A 17,576-nucleotide genomic window follows, 5' to 3' on the forward strand; every position below is an offset into this window, starting at 1 on the left:
GTCATCAATACCATGGCGCAAGCTTCTGGTTACCCCTTCGCAAAAGACGTGCGTTTAATCACGTATAATGCTGGGGACGGTCCGTTCCGGCTACCTTTTCGGCACATTGTTAAAAATGCTTCAGCTGGCGAATTTGGCCTAAGCGGTCTGCGAGAAGATATTGCAACGCTCAATGCACTTGCGGAACACGTCGGCTGCGTTGTCTATAATAACTACTCCGATAGAACACTCGTCTTGTTTGGCAGCAATCAAGAGCGCTTCTCGATGCTCAGCGGTGCAAGATTCATTGAGCACAACGTGGTCTGTTTTCAAGACATCTTCAGCCCTTGGTACGGCGGATCCAGCTTGTTGCCGGACATAAGAAATCTAGGTGAATTAATCACTGGAGGTGCTTTCGGGGACCGAAAGGTTTTGTTTGGACAATCCTCAGGCGGGTATGCTGCGCTTGCAGCCTCCAAACATGTCACAAATTCTGTCACACTCAGCATCAATCCGCAAACATTTTATGACGCTCATCTAAAATTGAAGATCCGAAGGCAGCCTGGGATTACCATGTCGCTTACGGATGAACAGGTAATCGACTTAGCAAAGTACCTTCCCGGGGCAACCAGATCGACAATGCGGACGATCATGTTCGCAACTGGCGAGAGCCAGAATCCGGTAGCGTCATATTACTGGATGGACCAATTGCACGCGGGAAGAATCGGCCATCTGGACGAAGTCGAACTTCTACTGGTTGATGACCCAAAGCACACACTGGTGACCGGGCGGGTAGCCTTGTTTGCAGAGTGCCTAAAGGATCTCCTCAGCTGCGACAATGATCAACAACGGCGCATTGTTCTGGACAGCCTCGCTACACGAGTTTCAGTTGCTTCCTGATCAAACCCTAACGAGCTCGTGGCAGGAGGGACTGTCGCAATAGTTACCCATGTACGTAAGGACGAAAATCAAGAGCGGCGGATCGAATGTTTCGTGCGGAAGAGCTAGGCGCTCACGGCAGCGAATTTCGTGCTTATGTCGTGCATCCTAGATACCGGTTTCAAAATAGACCGAATCATCATCCGTAAATTCAAGCAGTGCTTTTTTGAAACTGAGGGTGACATCGACATCACGGTAGATTAGGCAGGGACAAATGCAATCCGCCTGCAACGAGGCTCTTATGATTTTCTCTCCGTTATTCGGAGGCCTTCTCGCCTCCAACAGCTTCCCCAACGAATTTGAGCGTGACGTTATGAGCCAAGAGAACCTCCTAAACGGCGTGACGATATGTGCAATAGCGAAGAACGAGGGCCGTTATATAGTTGAGTGGCTCGCCTACCACTTAGCCATTGGCGTCGATCGGATACACGTTTATAGTAACGAGTCTGAAGACAATCAATCAGCCAAGCTTGATGCAATTGCTAGGCAAGATTCCCGTATTACCTGGACAGAGTGGAAATCTTTACCGGGAGTATCACCGCAAGTCTCTGCCTATAACGACTTTCTCAAGCGCGTCTCGACGCCGTGGGTGTGCTTCATCGACATCGATGAGTTTTTGGTCCCGCTGGAAGATGCGACGATAACCGAGTGGCTTTCTACAATTCCGTCCGACGTTTCATCTGTCCATATCAACTGGAGAGGTTTTGGGTCAGCGGGAGTTGAGGATAGTAACTACCAGTTGGTGACCAGAACGTTCGATATGGCTGCCGCAGTGGGCTGGGGAAACCATCATCACTTTAAGACCATCGCCCGGACAGATTTGGCTACGGAGGCCATGATCCATAACGTGATCACATCCAGTGGACGCAGCACTATCTCGGACTTCAGTGAGTTTGAAATGGTTAATAACGGACTTTCTAATAGGATTGTGCATCACAGAATTCAGATCAACCACTACCAATGTAAGACATTCGAAGAGTTCTCTGCTCGGATGCGAAGGGGTGACGCAAATGTGCCTGACGGGCCCGGAAAACTGCGCGACGCCAGCATCGAAAGGTTTAAGCAGCTTGATTTAAATGATGAGAGAAACACCGCGATCAGGAGATTTGACTCAGAGGTCGACAAGCAGTTGGAGTGGTTTGACGCGATAACGGCTAAACTGTGAGCCGCAATGTTACGGCACTCCGTCTAGCAACTACCGAATGGTAGGAAAGGAGGCGAGGTGAATGCTGAACCGCGCCTAGATTAAATGTCGGAGGATGCAATTAAACTTAAATACGGACTAATTATGTGGCCTTGTGACAACGTTGGCTAAGTTATGTTTCTAATTTAATTGCTTTGTTCGCGTTGTAGTTACCTATTGAGTGGCGGTTCTCGAGGATTTCTTTATGCTTGGATACGAATGGAACGACGGGGGAATCAACAATCAAAAGCTAGCGTTGCTGGGTTTGGTTGTTGCAGCGTACGAGCAATCGAAGCCATTGTACCTCCCAAAGATGTTTAGCAAGGATCAGCGCGAGACGAGGTCGTCGCTCCACGATTTTGGCGAAATTTTCGATGAACAAATGTTTATGGCGCTGCTTGCCCGCTGGGATATCGCTCGCGTGGACAACCCAGCAATTGACTATGCAGACCGTATCGAGAGAAACGGATGGAAGTTCTTCGATTTCGGAGCCTGGATCTTAGGTTCTGGCGGGGGCAACGGTAGATCTCGAGATCTAGTGCCAGATTTCTTTCGATCCTTAGTCCCATTGGTGACGCGCTCGCCTTCTTTTTTAACAATTTGCTCTGGCGCTTTCACCGAGCTCAAACTCCAAGTAGTCAACCAACTTCGGATAGAAGAAGACTGGAGGATACACTGTCAGTATAGTCTTGAGCCGACTATCAAACATCCCGAAGACTATAATCTATCTGCCCCCGAAATAATTAAGAAGACAAAGGAGACGTTAGGAGTGCTTGAAGTACTAGTATCTTGCGACGAGAGGTACGTACATATCGCCAAGAAAGACCTTACCAAAGAGGTCTATGAGGCGACCGGCGTGAACATCTATTGGAAATCAGACTTTTTAGCCCGTGATGTTGCCGACGATCTGACGCCCATTGCTGCTTCGCTAATCGACTTCGAGCTTGCTAAACTTGCGAAAACTTTCGTCGGTATGAGCCGATCCACATTTGCCAATCTAGCGACATTTGAACGGTTCTGCCGTAATCACCAAGACTACCGCGAGGACTACATATACAATCTTCCATCCTCTAGATTAGGTCTACGTGTCGATTTAGGTAGATCAGTTAATCCTCTTGAGGTGTGCGGAATTAGGGCACTTTAGTCGAGGACGGGCTTTAACGTGCGGTTGGCGTTGCACTCGATCTACCGGTGCCGCGCTGTTTATAATACTTCTGCATGTACGCATCTAAAACATATCGCCGAGGAGGCGTTTCATGGGTTGCAGGCCTCTATATAAAGTACCGTTCAGCAGAACGACGCTTCGCGCCCGCCGATCACTGATATGAACCTTTCCACTTCAATCACTAATCCTCTGCGGTGGCGCAGGTCCAACCCTATTACTCACGCCGACTTCAGGGGATTCGATGAGGGTCGAGCCGTTGCACGCATCTACCTTGTTGTGTCTGACATCAGTTTGAATGAGAACTGGCGTAGGGAGCTGATAGCGCACCATGAGGGCATTACTTCCAACGAAAGGGCTGGGTACGCCCCTTCGCATACGGCAGCAGCAGAACGCGCTGAGTGCGCGTATGCGCAGCTACGGACAAGGCGTCATTACGGAAATAGCGATGGCGTCATCAGCGGTGATTAGTACCAGTACAAAGAGTTCCCGACACTCAATAATGTGGTTTTCCACAAAGACGAGCGCCTGCCAAGCAGCCACTATGTACAGTGCCCCCAAGCCAGCAGGGCAAAGAATTGGACGCAAGTGACAGAGTTAGAAGCGAGAAAAGCAGCAAAGGTACTTGCGGCGGTCGCTGCTCCAATGCGGGTCCGGATGATCAAAATCATGCTGGATGGCGAAATAGCCGTAACCGAGATGGCCCTCCGTGTCGGACTCTACCAGTCCACGACTTCAATGCACCTAAGGCGCCTGAAGGCGGTCGGGATGGTCGATCAACGCAAATTCCAACAGTTTCGATACTACTCGCTCTCTTCAAAATGGGCTGGGTTGCTGAGGGTGATCGTTACGATTGCGGAGGCTCAGACGAACCGACGCGAACGTCCGTCCAGACCCTGACAACTTTCACCGCGCGCATCACACGCTCAGGGTAGTTTATGCCACATCGCGCAAATCAAGAACGAGGCACAGGCCTTCTATTGAGTTGAAGCGATGTAGCGCTGATGCGGGCGTCTGCAACTGTCTAAAGCTGTGTAATATAAGCCGTACCGTGTTCTCTGAGGCAATTTTTTCAAGCTGAGGCACTCATGCCCAGTTCTCCTCGCCGTCGAGACCGGGGGAGGATGAGTTCGGTGCCGCTAGCCCGTAACGGCGATCCAGGAAAGCTTTGCAGGCCGGCCAGTACCGTCTGTTGCCAAACAACGGATCCGGCACGGGAAAGCCTTCCTTGTCCAGCGCTAGGAGCGCTCCTTTCAGAATCTCAGACTTGACCCCAATCCGCGCAGCCAGCTCGGCTTCGGTGAGGAACATGGCTGTTGATATGGACATTAGGTCCCCCGTCAAATGAGAGCTTGGGCATTCTGCTGTTTGTCAGCCTGATAGGGCCGTTGATCATTGTCGCCGTAGTGGATTGCGCGAAACTGTCTTTCATAGGAGTTCATGGCAGCGGCGGTAGGGTCGCGCTGCCCAGCGACTAGCTCCTTTTGATGAAAGCGATGTCCGCTTAGTGAACACGACGACCCGCCGAGCTGAGAAGATCTCGCCCATTGGGTTCTCGCGTGGCGTGGGTTAGAGAGTTGGCAACACAGCAAACGAACAGGTCACCCCCGCATGCGGAAGCTACTGAAAATCGTGACCTACCCCATTCGAGCGGTCATCTTCGTTGGCACGCTGATCGAGTTTTTAGTTCGCCCGGTTTACGGGCCGTTGGTCAAGGCGGTGATGGGATTGCAATTGTTCGCCGCGATGGAGCGTCGAATAGGAACCCTTCCGAGGCTCGCAATACTAGTCTTGTTTGTGGTACCGTTCGCAATAGCCGAACCGATGAAGATTGCTGCAGTCGTGATCATCGCCAAGGGCCAGCTTGCGCTCGGTATGACCACTCTCATCCTTTCGTACCTGGCGACGTTCCTGATTGTTGAAAGAATCTACCATGCTGGTCACGACAAGCTACTGACTTACAAGTGGTTCGCATGGTCGATGAAGTACGTACGGATAGCGCGCGCCTATTTTGATATGGCCATCGCAGTTTCCATGAGGCAGGCGAGATCCGTTCAGGCTTGGCTCTTCGAAAAGACGCGATAATAACAGTAAGCCTCGCTTCAGCGCGAACAAGTAGCCTCGCTTTCTTACAATCAGGAGAGAGGCACGGATTCAGACAATATCAAGCAGATGGCATGGGCGATCGTTGCCGAGCACATGACGCAAGGCTAGAACGACTGTGCCAAGTTGGTTGCTAAAGGAATCCAGCGAGAGCGCGATCGCTGGACAGCTGGCGGACATATTGCCGTTTCTGTTCAGGACCACGACGCCGCTGATGAAGAGCGCGTCTTTGAGCTTTTGAATAGACAGCAAATACAATCGTCGACTTAAGGTTCTAGCCAACAATCTTCTTGTTCCGTTCCATTTGCGGTGGCTAACCACGCGGGGTGAGACACCAAGGCTGAAGCGGTAGCTTGGTGCCCCATGCCGGACTGAGGATTTCTAATCTAGTATTGCACTTAGCAATTTGTGGGACAAACAAACGCGACGCCAGTTTGTTATGCTTTTCAAATTAGATGTCTCACAGTTTCGCAGAACGGAATGGCTATTGTCTCGTTATGGCGGGTTATTGACTGACAACCCGACGCTGTAAGCGCTAGGTTCGTTTGATGACACAGCAGATGACCGGCAGGTATGCAAAGACTCCACTCTATTTCTTTCGCTCCGGCGATCCGAGTGCGGAGAGATCCCTTCGTTCCTAAGGGCGTAGGCTTCCCGCAACTCCTGCATTTCTGGTAGAAGCGATCTAGCTCAGTACTCGTTTGTTCCGGTTGTGTCTAACGAAGCGGTCCGCAAGTGGTCCGCTACTTCCCGACGCAGTGTGGGTCGCGGCCAACGGCTGCCACTCCCACTGCGGCCCTCACTTTTCACTTAGCAAGCGGTCAATCTTTCGTTGTAGCTCTGAAAAGTCTGTCCGTAATTGATTTTATGAAAAGCTTAGCCGAAGATGTTTCACTCAGCTCGTGCAATGGACTGCCATGCGTCTTCGTGTCCATTAGCCTCAGAGGGGGCTCATCCAATCTCGAAAGAGCAGAGGCAAACAATGCCTTCTCAAAAGTGGGATCAATTCGTTTAGCTTCCCGCCGGTATCCCTCATACGCCGTAGCGACAGAGGCTTTGAACGCATAATCTTCAGCTAGCCGGAAACGTTGGCTGATCTGTTTCGTGCTCAACCATGCGAACCATCCCGGTGCAGCAACACTGAAAATCGAGATAAGAAGCTGAATCCACACACGCGCACTATCAAAAACCGGTCCGGTAAAAAGTTGCTCCATTAGAAAATAGCGGTAGCTTGCGATGATCATCATTATAATTAGCGTTGCAGCCAAGATGACGGACCAGGTATTTACCGACTTTCCAAGCTCTTTCGCCCTTACGTCGAAGGCTGTTGCGAGCGAAATAGAAGTCGTGATCCCGTAAGCATCGGACGCTTGCTTCACCAAGCTTTCAGCTTCGATCGCCATTTCTCGAAGTTGGTCGGAATGAGAAATTGATACATCGAGTATGTTTTTGATGCGCCCTGACGACTCTGCCGATGTAGTTGCGATCGCGCGTATCTCAGCCTGCGTCGCCTTCAACTCCTGCAAATCCGTCGGCAATCGATCTGCCGCTTGCCTTGCGTCTAATATAACTTGGATGTGCGACGACAGCGCCTCTTTGTCCGGCGCCATTTGATCAATCTCTCGACTAAGCTTACTCAACTTTCGAACGAGTTGTCCGGGAAGCTTCGTATTCTCCACGCCCCACCAGGAGAGCATTGGGGTAAGAGCTATGCTAATATAAGACATGGTTGCCATGTAACCATTGATTGCGGGACCAAGGTTTGCACCGAAATTTGGCAACAGCTGCATCCGCAGAGCGGCTAGAGAGACGAGGATCTCTTCACATTGCTGTATCTCCTCGTTATCAAGCTCTTCTGTGTTTGCCGTACGTATAGATCGACCTAAATCATAGGGCATATCCGCCAGCTGTTTATACCCAATAGCCGGCATATGCCACGCACTGGATTCAGTGAATACCCGCTGCTCGGTTGAAAGTGCAGATATTTGCTGGCTTACAACATCTAGCTCATTGGCGATGTTTTGTAACAGTTGATGCATAAGTCCCTCCAATGAGGTCAGCGTACAACTGAACGTGGATTTTTCTAGTTAAAATTTTTGAACAGGTTGAAAGGTGCGTACTCGCGTCGGTCTTCAGCTTGGGAAGCTTCCAGAACCGCCAGCCATTTCAAGGCGGCGTGTCACTCAAGTCCGTCCGGCGCGCCTATCCGCCCACGCGGCTTGACTTGGATTGCCGCAAGAACATACTGAGAACGAAATCTCAGTCAGCAGGCAGCGAGTCCCACCATGAGCGACGAAAACAGAACGGCATCTACCGGCAAGATGGAGATGTACGAGCACTATTGCGTCGAGCCCGGCTGCCGTGCCTGGGGTTCATTCGGCTATGACCGAGGCCGTGGCGTCACCGATTGGTGGTGCTTTGAGCATGTCCCACGCGAAGAGAGCGGCGAGCGGAAGATGAGCTACTGAGGTCCAACCGATGGCCTACCCTAGACCAAGGCAAGTCCCCTATCCTGCTCACCTCAAGCTCGTTCGGCACAAAGACACTTGGCGCATCTGCTTCAAGGCGCGGGGCAAGATTGATGGTAGACCTGTAGAGGCGTGGCTTGCCGAGCCTGACGGACAGTTCTTCTGTGAAGTCTGCTACGCAGATCAGGTGGAAGATATGCCTGAGGCCAACCGAGAGAATTTTTTCGGGGATCAGTTCGTACACGCCATCGACATGGTGGATGCGTCCGGCAAGCGCACGGAGCGTATGGCCGGCGCAAGCAATATCTATGCAGCGCGAGCGGCTTTCTTTGCTATCCTGCACTGGACGCCGAACCGTCGGATCATGCTCCGTCACGGCAGCCACGTCATCTTGTCGACAGAGGCGCCCAAGGATCGCGACACGATCACGGCGGGGATTGAGGGCTATCGCGACCTTATCAAGTCAAATCGGCACTGATACGGCCGGAACGAGTCACGCAGATTACGGTTGTCCACCCGAAAGGGAGACCCGTCATGGAAGAAATCTTCAGTCCAAAGTTTGCCAAGGACCATCCAGACTACGCGCTCGAATGCGAAGAGGCCTTGGACCTTCCCGTGCAGGAGCTGATCGAGGACGCAGTTCAAGCCGGCTGGGATAACCGGACGATCTTCAAGGCGTTGGCCAAGCTCGCAGGGGCTAAGGCGCTCGCATACGAGGAAGACCCGGACCCGGAGGACGATCCCGCCCTGTCCGACAGCAGCACGCCGGAGTTCGGCACCTTTCCCGTGGAGTGAAGCGAACAGTATGTGCAATCTCTACAACGTCACGACCAATCAAGAGGCCATTCGCGCTTTCGCGAAAGCTGCGCGTGACGTCGTTGGCAACATGGAGCCAGCGCTCGATGTCTACCCTGACCGGATGGCGCCGGTCGTGCACAATGCACCCGATGGTGTGCGTGAACTCGCGTCCGTGCGATGGGGGATGCCAAGCTCCAGCCAGGCGCTTTATGAAGCGGCAACCAAGCGAGCGGACAAACTGCGCGCCAAGGGGAAGGACGTCGATTTCGACATGCTTCTGAAGATGGAGCCGGACGGCGGCACCACGAATGTGCGCAATACGGCAAGTCGGCACTGGAAGCGCTGGCTTGGCGTTGAGAACCGGTGCGTAGTGCCCCTCACCCGCTTTTCGGAATCTGATCCTGCCAGCAAGGTCGAAGGTGGCCGGACGCCGCTGGCATGGTTCGCCGGCGACGCGAGCGAGCCGCTGATGTTCTTCACCGGAATCTGGGTCAAGGACTGGACCAGCGTGCGCAAGGTCAAGGAAGGGCTGATCACGTCAGACTACTATGCCTTTCTCACCTGCCCGCCGAATGGCGTTGTTGGACCGATCCACCCGAAAGCAATGCCCGCGATCCTGACGACGGAAGCCGAGGTGGATGCCTGGCTGACACTGCCATGGGACGAAGCGAAGGGATTGCAGCGCCCCCTTCCCGATGACAAGCTCATCCAGCTTAAGCGTGAGGAGGCATGACGATGGCAGGTGCAAAACTTATCGTGCTGGCGGCATTCGACAAGGACGACGAAGGCAATCTCGTGCCGGCGTTTGATCCCCGTCAGGTGGACACCGAAGAGCGGGCGAAGCGCGAAGCGCGGCTGATGGCAGATAGCCACGCTGGCGTCGTCGCATGGAGCCGGGACGCTGATCCAGGGCTCGGCGAGTATGGGCCGCCGGTCGTGCTGTTTCAGGCTGGTGACGTTCCTGAGATGGATTAGCCAGCATGTCGGCCCCAAATGTAGAACTAGACGATGCTCTTACGTAATGAAATCCTTACTTTCTCGATTCGCCGTTGAAGCGAACAGGTGCAAAGGTAGGATGACGTGACCGGTAGACAGGTAAATGAAGCTGCTGAAATGCTTGGGGTCTTGGCGAATGCGATGCGAATACGCATGGTGCACATCATGCTTGAAGGCGAGTTGCAGGTGGGCGACCTAGCAAATCGCGTTTCTCTATCGTCGTCTGCGACGTCTCAGCATCTCAGAAGATTCAAAATGGCAGGACTGCTTGTCCAGCGGAAAGACGAGCAGTCGAGATACTGCACGATTGCGCCGGATAAGGTCGACATCTTGCAGAGGATGATTTCGATTGCTGAAGCCCATCAAGTCAACCAGCCGGGAAATATTCCGAGGCCGTAGGCGCCCCCACCCTACAGAACAAACGCGCGGTATGGCTTAGGTCGCGCCTATCCGGTTGTGCGGCTCGCAGATAGCCTGCATCGCGCCTTTGTGGTCGTAGGTCGCCATTACCGACAGGTAGACACCCTGCTCTTCGCTCCAGCCTTCATACGTGATGAAAGACCCGTCACGGGTCACCTGCACCAGAGGCATGCCAAAGATCAGAGCGGACAGCGCACGGGCCTGTTCCGCCCCGAGGTCTCTTGTCTGGTCATAGTCTTCGCCGACGATGGCGCGGAACTGGCTTTCGTATGAGTTCATGGCAGTTGGATAGCGTCCAACGGGGCAAGATGAAGTTCAGACTTCGCTATCCTTAAATGTTCGGCCTTCTCTATACCCCGCCTCCCGAAAGTGCCGACGAGCAGCAGCCTCTGGATCTTTTTCATTCCGAAAATGCGCAAGGTCGCCGTTAGCGCGCAGATAGGCATCCCAGTCAAATCCCCCGTAGCCAGGGAAGCGGCCTTCGGCGAGGCCCATCTGTCGGAAGTGGCTCAATCCATCCTTGAACTGTCCCGCTCCCACAGCTGCTCTGACGTCCGGGTTCGCTTGAAGGTAATCCCGCTCATCAAAGAGACCAAAGGCCCGAACCTTGCTCCTCAAGTCCGCGACCTCCGTCTGAAGTTCTGCTGTGTTTGCCATTCTCGGTTTGAAAATCATCTGTGGTGTCTCCAGTGAAATCCTCCCGCGTCATTGCTAACACCTCGTTATCGTAATGCCCAGATGTGCCAAAACGATTCTCTTATTAACGTAAATGTGATGGACCTACCGGCCCCTACGGATGAGTTCCTCGCGCATTGCGTCGATGCTTCGCGTGAGATCGCGGATACGATCACCAAAGTCGTCAGCAGCGCGCTCGGTCGATTTCCTGAAATGAATTGCTTCGAGCGTTTGGGCCTCAATCGCCGCCGTGGCCTTGTTTAAAGCCGTAGGGTCAACAATTACGGCGGCGACCTGAGCGCTGTTGGTGGAGTGCTCGGGGCTCGCACGCTGCCCCTGCCATAGGCCGGCGTATCGCGCGAGAATGCCGAGCCCAATGACGGCGCCAAGGCCAAACAAAGCTTCGGCGGGCAGCGACCTAAGCAGCTCTTCCATTGCGGGTCTCTCCCTGATCATGCGCGGCACGATGAATGTTGGTCAGCTCCGCGATCACGAGCCAAGGATAGATCGCCGCCCAGGTACTGATGACACCTGAGCTGTAGAATCCGGCACAGACACCGAACCAGATGACGAGGCCAAACCCGGCAGCGACCTGCCGGATCTGAGGGGTTACCTTCTTTTTGGCGCCATTAATGAGAAGGGCGATCAGCCGCAACATCCCCAGGATCAGCATAATGGTGCCGAAGAGGGATTGCGTGCCGAAGAAGTCGCGGAAGCCGGCCCAAGACGGCTGCGAGAACAAGTCGTCGCCCACGAGGACAATGACTCCAAACGTTGTCGTTACGGCTCCTGAGAACCATTCCATGTTCCGCGGACCGAACCTGTGTTGGATACGGATCCAGATACCTGGACCCGTGTAGCTTTCGCCGTGCATCCGCTCAGGCTCTCGCCGGCCCGCTGACGACCTTCACGAGATCGGGCACCTTGGAGGTGATGATCTCGCGCAGGGCATCCTCGCTGACCTTGAGTTTCGCCAGGGCATCGGGGTTCTTCTCGACAACATAGGTGGCGGCCGTCTCGATGAGCTGCGGCGAAATCACAGCCCCGGGCATGAGCCCCGCCTTGGCGATTGCGAACCGGATGGCGTTGGCGGCGGACGCATGCAGCGCGTTGCGCAGCTGCGCTTCGACTTCCAGCTGCTTGGCCTGGTCGGTGATCTTGAGCAGCGCGATCACGCGGGCGCCGATCCATGTGACGAGCACCGGCCCGACGATCGAGACGAAGAGCACGACGAGCGGCTGCAGGATCTGCCAGAGATCGAACCAGATCGAGGAACGCGCCACTACAGGCGCAGCGTCCTGCGCAAACACGGCCGTCCCTACGAGCAGTGACAGGATGACGACGGCTGCGGCGCCCAGAATGAATGTAGAACGATGCATGTCTTTTGACCTTTCAGGGGTTAAGCAGCCTTGAGGGCTGCATGGAATTTGCGGCCATAGCCGGCGACGGTGTCAGCGCTCTCGATCCCGTTGATGATCCGGCGAGCGTTGACCCAGTCTTCCGTCGTGGCATTGAAGTAAGTTTCGAGGCTCTTGCCGGTGAAATCGCCCTTGGACGACGCACCGTGCGTCATGCCCTCGATCATGACCTCGACGGCGATTTCCGGGTTCATGGCGTAGGTCGGATTGCCGACGAGATCGAGGCCAAGGATTGCGGACATCGTCCGGTAGTTCGCCTCGTGTGTCAGCTGCACGAGGCCACGGCCGAGCCAGCTCTTGCCATTGGCATCCCTACGCCAGTAGGGCGTCTTGACCCATGACAGCTTGCCAGCACCGAAGTTGCGATCGAGGATCTTGATCGCCTCGTCATCGTTCGCTGCGAACGTCTCGCGCACGGGCTGCATAGTGCGGCCGGTCTCGTGGTAGGCGGTCGCAAGCATGTAGGCGAGCCAGCGGCGGTCCGTCAGATCTGATCGGTCCCAGCCGTCGAGGATGATCTCGATACCCTCGACCTGCGACAGCTTCAGCGCACCGTTGAACAAGCCCTGTCGACGGATACCGTCGAAAAGCACATCGCGGTTGATGCTGGCGACGGCAGGAGGAATAACCTCCGCCGCCCCGCGAAACTTCGCAAGCTGAATAAGAGCCGCGTCCATTGCGCGGCGCGTATCGCCGCCATACTGGCCATCGGCGCCGGCCTTACCGACGTCGATGCCAAGCGAAAGCAAACTCCGCTGGAGATCCAGCGTCGTGGGGGTCGTCATAACGATGTCCTTTGAGATTGCCCGGAGGCGTGGTGACCGTGAGAGCGGCGCGTTATTCGGCCGAGGGCGTCTCAGCCGAAGCAGAAGCGGACGACTGCATGGCTGCGATCTCCGCCTGCAGACTTTCGACCTCCGCGATCAGCGCCTCATTCTCCTGCGCCAGCAGCTCGGCATGCTTGTTCGCCGTCTCCAGCGTGTCAGCCGCCGCATTCACCTGCTCGGCTAGCTCATCGACGCGCGCATTGAGCGCGGCGATCTCGGCCAGCGCATCGCGCGTCGTGTCGGACATGATGGAGCTGGTCGGGAAGCCGGCAACGTCGATCGGCTCGGCTGATCCAACCTCGTCCTTGATCACCTCACCATCCAGGGTGATGTGTCGGCGGTAAACTGCGTGGGCGCCTACGGGCTTGCCATCAAGGCCGTACCGCACCAGCAGTTCATACGGAATTTTCTTATCTTCAATTGCCATGACGCTGGCCCTTCTGATGGAGTGTTAAGAGACGATCGCCCCGTCGGCGAAGCGCCAGTTGGCCCCGTCTGAAATGGCCAGACGTTTGCTGGCCGTACCGTTCGAGACATACACAATGCCTTGCGCAAATGCAGAGGCGCTGGGCAGTGTCGCGACCGTGTAGGACGGCAGTTTGACGGGCAGGTTGAACGCCATGACGCCCGTGGCGCGGCTGACCGTCCACGGTGTCATCTTGTAAGCGCCAGTATCGGTATAGGCGTTGAGAGAGCAGTTGGAGCCCGCATCCGAGCCGGACTCTGCACTCCCGTCCCCCAATGCTAACTCCCAGCGGGTGAGCCCTGCAGTCGAGCCGACAACGCGCGAGGCTTGACCCGAGGCCGTCTTACTCAGGACTAGCGCGGCGTAGGTAGCTGTGACGAAAAGGTTCTGAGTGCCGTTGATGCGGGCATACCGCGCGTCAAGCTCCGCCAGCCCCCCGAGGACCTGCTCCCAGGTGGTCCAAGTGCCCAACTTGGCTCGACGATACTTTATGGCCAGCTGGTGGTGGGTGATCTCCTGATGTATCGTGGTGTCGTAGCGTTGAACTTCCAGGATCCAGTAATTGGCGTAGGGCGTGTTCAGTGATGCTGGATCGCACCGGTACCATCCGTTCTCAGCGGCCGCGTCGGCGTCGGCTACGGGTAGGCTGTCAGAGCGGACGCGAGCGGCCATGCGCGCGTCTGCCAAGGTCCCTGACGATAGATCGGAGGCCGACCGACTGGCCAGAAGGACGACGGCCCCGCCTGGGAGTCTGCCGAAGATCTTGAAGTCCGTCAGGTTGGCTAGGAGGTCTCCAATGCTAGCATCCGCAGCCGACGGTACTTGACCGGTGGTCAGCGAAAAGCGCCCCATCAGAAGGCCCTCATGCGGTCTTTGTTCTCATCCCAGTCGAGCTTGGCCATCTTCATAAGATCACGGTTCGAAACCATGAGATCCTGAAACCAAGCGCGGCGGAAACTGCCGGTGAACGTGCCACCGGCATAACCGGCTGGGCATCCGATCTTCGCCTTGCCAGCCGTCGTTTTTGCCAAGAAAGGGTTTCCACCCGAGGTCGGGAAAGCACCCGATGTCGCCACCAGTTGGCCATCGAGGTAAAAGCGCATGACGAAGGTGCTTCCATCCGCGCTTTCTTCATACTCGAAAACCAGCTGGTGAACGCCACTGTTGAAGATGTCGCCTGCAATGTTGAGCGCGCTGATGAGGCTCATATCCCAAGCAACCGCCCCGCGCCGAAAGTAAGGGTTAAGATTGACCACTGCGTTAGAAGAGTTGCCGATCGGCGAGATGACCCACTGGATCTCGTTTGCATCGCTGATGAAGCCCGCGATCACGTTGTTGAAGCCTGTTTGGATCGCTCCGTTCATCTGGAGCCAGAACCCCATGGCGAAATGCTTCATGCCAGTATTGAGCTTCCAGCAGTCAGGCAGGATCAGGTTGCGACCCTTCGTTCCGTCGTAACTGATCGCCCCGCCGTAGACCGTGAGCGGATAATCGAAACGGACAGGCGGGCCTTCGAACTCAACGCCAGTGGCATCGAACTGCTTGTAGTCTGCGGTTGTGCTGACAGGCGTGACGGCTACCTCATTGGGCCACGTGTAGTTGTCGAGGAAGTCGATCACAGAGAGGGTCCCGACGTCCATGATGGCGTCGGGGTAGAGGATGGGCCCGGAGGCGCTGACATTGAGGAGCTTGGTGTAAGGTCCAGCCATCAGAAATATCCTTTTGCGTTAAGGTGGTTGTAGAGCCCATTCGCCTCGGCCGTCCGGCCCAGGGCGTTCGGGTGGATTTCATCGCTCTCCATCAGCGACGGCGGGGGGTAGCCCGCCGCGACCGCAGCTTGGTCTGCCGTCGTCCCGTTCGCCTGCGTCAGGAAGTGGCCAAGCATGTCGAAGGTGTTGTTCGGATAGGCCGCAAGGCAGAGCGCTTTGAGCGCCAAATACGACTGGTACCCAGCCCAGTTTCCCAGGACTTCGCTCTTGGATGGCATTGGGAGCACGAAGACCCAATGCTTGGCGATGGTGGGGATGGCAGCGACGACGGCTTGAAGGTTAGCAAAGATCCGGAGATAGTTTTCCATGTCGTTGCGACCGAAGCCGAAAACAAGGATGCGTTGCAGCAGGTCAGGCAGCGCGGCACCTGTGCCGTTTTCGACGATAAGGGGCTCGAAAGGAATGCCACCGCGCACAACTACGGCCGCGCCGTCCGTCGTTCGTGCGAAGGTGATCTTGCGCGTTGGCTTGTCCCACGAGAGAGTGCCCGGTACGCCCGCCCACGAGCCAGGAACGTTACTCACGCTGGCATCGCCATAGAAGGAAAGGACCCCAAGCCCATCCAGGCTGTCAACCTCGACTGAGCCGGAAGCGGGGATGAATCCAGTGACGGAAGCGAGCCTCATGCGACGCCCCCCCAAACGTGTCGCCACATTGGCACTGGTCGCGCCCGATCTCCCGATATTGCGGTAAGGGATACCCGCAAGCGTGGCCAACTGTGCACCATAGTTCGCCTCGACAAGACTGTCTCCCGCACCGAGCATCTCGATCATCGGGAACACACGCCGTGTCGTCACGCTGTCCGCCGCCGATGTCCAGAGCACCCGTCCGAAGTCGTCGGTGAGTTGCTCCCACACTACCGAGCCATCGGGTTCAAAGCGCGGATTGGCGTTTTCAGTGCCCGATCGAGACAACTGCAGCCGCACCCCCGTCTCACGCCTCTCGGAAAAGACGTGCTGAAAGCCTCCGACCATCTTGGTATAGACGACGTAATCCTTCCATGCCTCAGAAGGCACCGCCACCTCGCGGCCATTAACGATGCCGACCCCAGAGGTCTTCACTGCGTCGATTACACGGCGATCCTCATTCACCGTTGCCTTAATGTAGCCCGATCTGGATAGAGAGGCGGGGTTCAGCCCATCCCAAGCCTGATATCGGGTCGCGACGCCAGCGGCGCCAAGTCTCTCACGGCGGGCGGCGACATCCTGCCCACGGATCAGACGCCCGGATTGATCAACAACAGCCGCCGCGATCCCGGAGCGGGCAAACTTGGCGCCGCTATCGATCCGGGTGGTTGCGCCAACTTCAAGCGCTCGCGCCGGTAGGACATAAGTCTGGTCGCGCTGGCGCAATCCAGAAATCAGGCGTCCGCCCCTATCAACGACAGCCGCGATCATGCCCGAACGCCGAAAGCGATGATCCTCAATCAATCGCCAGCTGTTCGTTTCAACACCTTCACCGCCAACCACCATGACGCTGTCACGCCGGCGCCAGCCGAAGAAAAGACGACCGGCCGCGTCGATGGTCGCTGCGTCGATGCCCGAGCGGCGATACTTCGCCTCCTTCAACATGCGGATCGCATCGACGCTGGCGCCGAAGGCAGCCATCAAGCGGGCAAAGATCCCCTCGGCTGCGACAATACGGGCATGATGCTCGTTATCTGTCGTCTGCCGCGTGGTGGCCTCTTCTAGGATTGCACCCTGCAGACCGGCTACATCCTGTTTTCGGAAAGTCTCCTCGTCCTTTATCTTGCCATCGAGAAGAACGACCTCATCCTCAAGTGCCTCAATATCGACCTCGAGTGTATCGAGGCCGAGGTTCGTCTTTCCTTGAAGCTTCTGCTCGGCCGAGAGGCCCTGTGGGGCATCCACGCGGAGGCGGAGGCCAAGCGCGGTCAGGATCGTGGTCAGGAAGTTCGGGTTGTTCCCGATCGCCGCCGCTATCTCCGCGAAGGTGTCGAGGAACTCAGGTGCGGAACCGACGAGCTGGGCGATAGCTGCCGATCGTGCCGATGCTTCTGTCGCGACGGCTGCGGCGATGGCTGATGCCTGAAGAGACGACACCGGATACTCGCCGGGCGCCAGGTTAGAAACCTTATCCAGACCGAGGTTCGCTCGCCCACGCTGCATCTGAGCAGGACTCAGCCCTTGATCAGTATCGACCCGCAGCCGGAAACCAAGCTGAGCGAAAATCGTAGCTGCGAAATTCGGATCGTTGCCGATCGCGGCTGCGAAATCGGCAAGCGACCGCAAAAGCTCTGGCGCAGACCCCACGAAGTCGGCGAGCTCTTCCTCGACAGCCGCAGCGACGGCAGCATCGATCGTCGTCAGGCCTTCCACGAGAAGGCGGATGCGCTCCTGAAACCGGGTGACA

Annotated in this window: 22 protein-coding genes; 10 read left to right on the top strand and 12 right to left on the bottom strand. The window is 55.9% G+C overall.

Annotation, left to right across the window (positions count from 1 at the left end; translation table 11 throughout):
- Window positions 1-12 precede the first annotated feature (12 nt).
- From BSG19_RS02565 to BSG19_RS02575, 3 genes are all read left to right on the top strand, one after another.
- Window positions 13-879: a hypothetical protein gene (locus tag BSG19_RS02565; protein WP_092984541.1), complete on the top strand. Its 867-nt coding sequence runs from the start codon at window positions 13-15 to the stop codon at window positions 877-879.
- Between the two features lie 280 nt (window positions 880-1,159).
- Window positions 1,160-2,083, top strand: a complete 924-nt coding sequence (locus BSG19_RS02570) for a glycosyltransferase family 2 protein (RefSeq protein WP_170865835.1) — start codon at window positions 1,160-1,162, stop codon at window positions 2,081-2,083.
- 223 nt (window positions 2,084-2,306) lie between these two features.
- Window positions 2,307-3,245 (top strand): O-fucosyltransferase family protein, encoded by a 939-nt coding sequence (locus tag BSG19_RS02575; RefSeq protein WP_092984545.1) that lies wholly within the window; start codon window positions 2,307-2,309, stop codon window positions 3,243-3,245.
- A gap of 1,104 nt (window positions 3,246-4,349) precedes the next feature.
- Here the strand turns inward: BSG19_RS02575 and BSG19_RS02585 are convergent.
- Window positions 4,350-4,592 carry a winged helix-turn-helix domain-containing protein gene (locus BSG19_RS02585; RefSeq protein WP_092984549.1) on the bottom strand — a complete coding sequence of 81 codons (243 nt, stop codon included), beginning with the start codon at window positions 4,590-4,592 and terminating at the stop codon, window positions 4,350-4,352.
- A gap of 282 nt (window positions 4,593-4,874) precedes the next feature.
- Between BSG19_RS02585 and BSG19_RS02590 the strand changes: the two genes are divergently transcribed.
- Window positions 4,875-5,348 (top strand): hypothetical protein, encoded by a 474-nt coding sequence (locus BSG19_RS02590; protein WP_244529063.1) that lies wholly within the window; start codon window positions 4,875-4,877, stop codon window positions 5,346-5,348.
- An 839-nt stretch (window positions 5,349-6,187) separates the two neighbouring features.
- Here BSG19_RS02590 and BSG19_RS02600 read toward each other — a convergent pair.
- The gene (locus BSG19_RS02600; RefSeq protein WP_092984553.1) at window positions 6,188-7,405 is read right to left on the bottom strand and encodes a hypothetical protein; all 1,218 of its coding nucleotides are present in this window, start codon (window positions 7,403-7,405) and stop codon (window positions 6,188-6,190) included.
- Window positions 7,406-7,651: 246 nt separating this feature from the next.
- Between BSG19_RS02600 and BSG19_RS02605 the strand changes: the two genes are divergently transcribed.
- The 6 genes from BSG19_RS02605 (at window position 7,652) to BSG19_RS02630 (ending at window position 10,027) form a co-directional block, all read left to right on the top strand.
- Window positions 7,652-7,834 carry a hypothetical protein gene (locus tag BSG19_RS02605; RefSeq protein WP_092984555.1) on the top strand — a complete coding sequence of 61 codons (183 nt, stop codon included), beginning with the start codon at window positions 7,652-7,654 and terminating at the stop codon, window positions 7,832-7,834.
- 196 nt (window positions 7,835-8,030) lie between these two features.
- Window positions 8,031-8,312 (top strand): hypothetical protein, encoded by a 282-nt coding sequence (locus tag BSG19_RS02610; protein ID WP_092984557.1) that lies wholly within the window; start codon window positions 8,031-8,033, stop codon window positions 8,310-8,312.
- 56 nt (window positions 8,313-8,368) lie between these two features.
- A complete protein-coding gene (locus BSG19_RS02615) occupies window positions 8,369-8,629 on the top strand; it encodes a hypothetical protein (RefSeq protein ID WP_092984559.1) in 261 nt (86 codons plus the stop codon).
- A gap of 10 nt (window positions 8,630-8,639) precedes the next feature.
- On the top strand, window positions 8,640-9,365 hold the full coding sequence (locus tag BSG19_RS02620) for an SOS response-associated peptidase (RefSeq protein WP_092984561.1): 726 nt from the start codon (window positions 8,640-8,642) through the stop codon (window positions 9,363-9,365).
- Window positions 9,362-9,607, top strand: coding sequence for a hypothetical protein (locus tag BSG19_RS02625; protein ID WP_092984563.1), 246 nt, complete (start codon window positions 9,362-9,364; stop codon window positions 9,605-9,607). The genes BSG19_RS02620 and BSG19_RS02625 overlap by 4 nt, the downstream gene beginning before the upstream one ends.
- A 105-nt stretch (window positions 9,608-9,712) precedes the next feature.
- Window positions 9,713-10,027, top strand: a complete 315-nt coding sequence (locus BSG19_RS02630) for an ArsR/SmtB family transcription factor (protein WP_139274708.1) — start codon at window positions 9,713-9,715, stop codon at window positions 10,025-10,027.
- A 36-nt stretch (window positions 10,028-10,063) separates the two neighbouring features.
- Here BSG19_RS02630 and BSG19_RS02635 read toward each other — a convergent pair whose 3' ends face one another.
- The 10 genes from BSG19_RS02635 to BSG19_RS02680 all read right to left on the bottom strand — a co-directional run bounded on the left by BSG19_RS02635 (window position 10,064) and on the right by BSG19_RS02680 (window position 17,542).
- A complete protein-coding gene (locus BSG19_RS02635; protein ID WP_092984567.1) occupies window positions 10,064-10,327 on the bottom strand; it encodes a hypothetical protein in 264 nt (87 codons plus the stop codon).
- A 36-nt stretch (window positions 10,328-10,363) separates the two neighbouring features.
- Window positions 10,364-10,723: a hypothetical protein gene (locus BSG19_RS02640; protein WP_092984569.1), complete on the bottom strand. Its 360-nt coding sequence runs from the start codon at window positions 10,721-10,723 to the stop codon at window positions 10,364-10,366.
- A 105-nt stretch (window positions 10,724-10,828) separates the two neighbouring features.
- Window positions 10,829-11,158, bottom strand: a complete 330-nt coding sequence (locus tag BSG19_RS02645) for a hypothetical protein (RefSeq protein ID WP_092984571.1) — start codon at window positions 11,156-11,158, stop codon at window positions 10,829-10,831.
- Window positions 11,142-11,477 carry a hypothetical protein gene (locus BSG19_RS02650; RefSeq protein ID WP_139274709.1) on the bottom strand — a complete coding sequence of 112 codons (336 nt, stop codon included), beginning with the start codon at window positions 11,475-11,477 and terminating at the stop codon, window positions 11,142-11,144. The genes BSG19_RS02645 and BSG19_RS02650 overlap by 17 nt, the downstream gene beginning before the upstream one ends.
- 124 nt (window positions 11,478-11,601) lie before the next feature.
- Window positions 11,602-12,102, bottom strand: coding sequence for a hypothetical protein (locus BSG19_RS02655; protein ID WP_092984574.1), 501 nt, complete (start codon window positions 12,100-12,102; stop codon window positions 11,602-11,604).
- Between the two features lie 20 nt (window positions 12,103-12,122).
- Window positions 12,123-12,926: a lysozyme family protein gene (locus BSG19_RS02660; protein WP_244529064.1), complete on the bottom strand. Its 804-nt coding sequence runs from the start codon at window positions 12,924-12,926 to the stop codon at window positions 12,123-12,125.
- 52 nt (window positions 12,927-12,978) lie between these two features.
- Window positions 12,979-13,395 carry a FlxA-like family protein gene (locus BSG19_RS02665; RefSeq protein ID WP_092984576.1) on the bottom strand — a complete coding sequence of 139 codons (417 nt, stop codon included), beginning with the start codon at window positions 13,393-13,395 and terminating at the stop codon, window positions 12,979-12,981.
- Between the two features lie 24 nt (window positions 13,396-13,419).
- Window positions 13,420-14,106, bottom strand: coding sequence for a pyocin knob domain-containing protein (locus BSG19_RS02670; RefSeq protein ID WP_139274710.1), 687 nt, complete (start codon window positions 14,104-14,106; stop codon window positions 13,420-13,422).
- Window positions 14,107-14,285: 179 nt separating this feature from the next.
- Window positions 14,286-15,053, bottom strand: a complete 768-nt coding sequence (locus BSG19_RS02675; protein WP_139274711.1) for a hypothetical protein — start codon at window positions 15,051-15,053, stop codon at window positions 14,286-14,288.
- Window positions 15,054-15,142: 89 nt separating this feature from the next.
- Window positions 15,143-17,542 (bottom strand): hypothetical protein, encoded by a 2,400-nt coding sequence (locus BSG19_RS02680; protein ID WP_139274712.1) that lies wholly within the window; start codon window positions 17,540-17,542, stop codon window positions 15,143-15,145.
- Window positions 17,543-17,576 lie beyond the last annotated feature (34 nt).

Source organism: Rhizobium sp. NFR03 (assembly GCF_900111275.1).
Lineage (GTDB): Bacteria > Pseudomonadota > Alphaproteobacteria > Rhizobiales > Rhizobiaceae > Ferranicluibacter.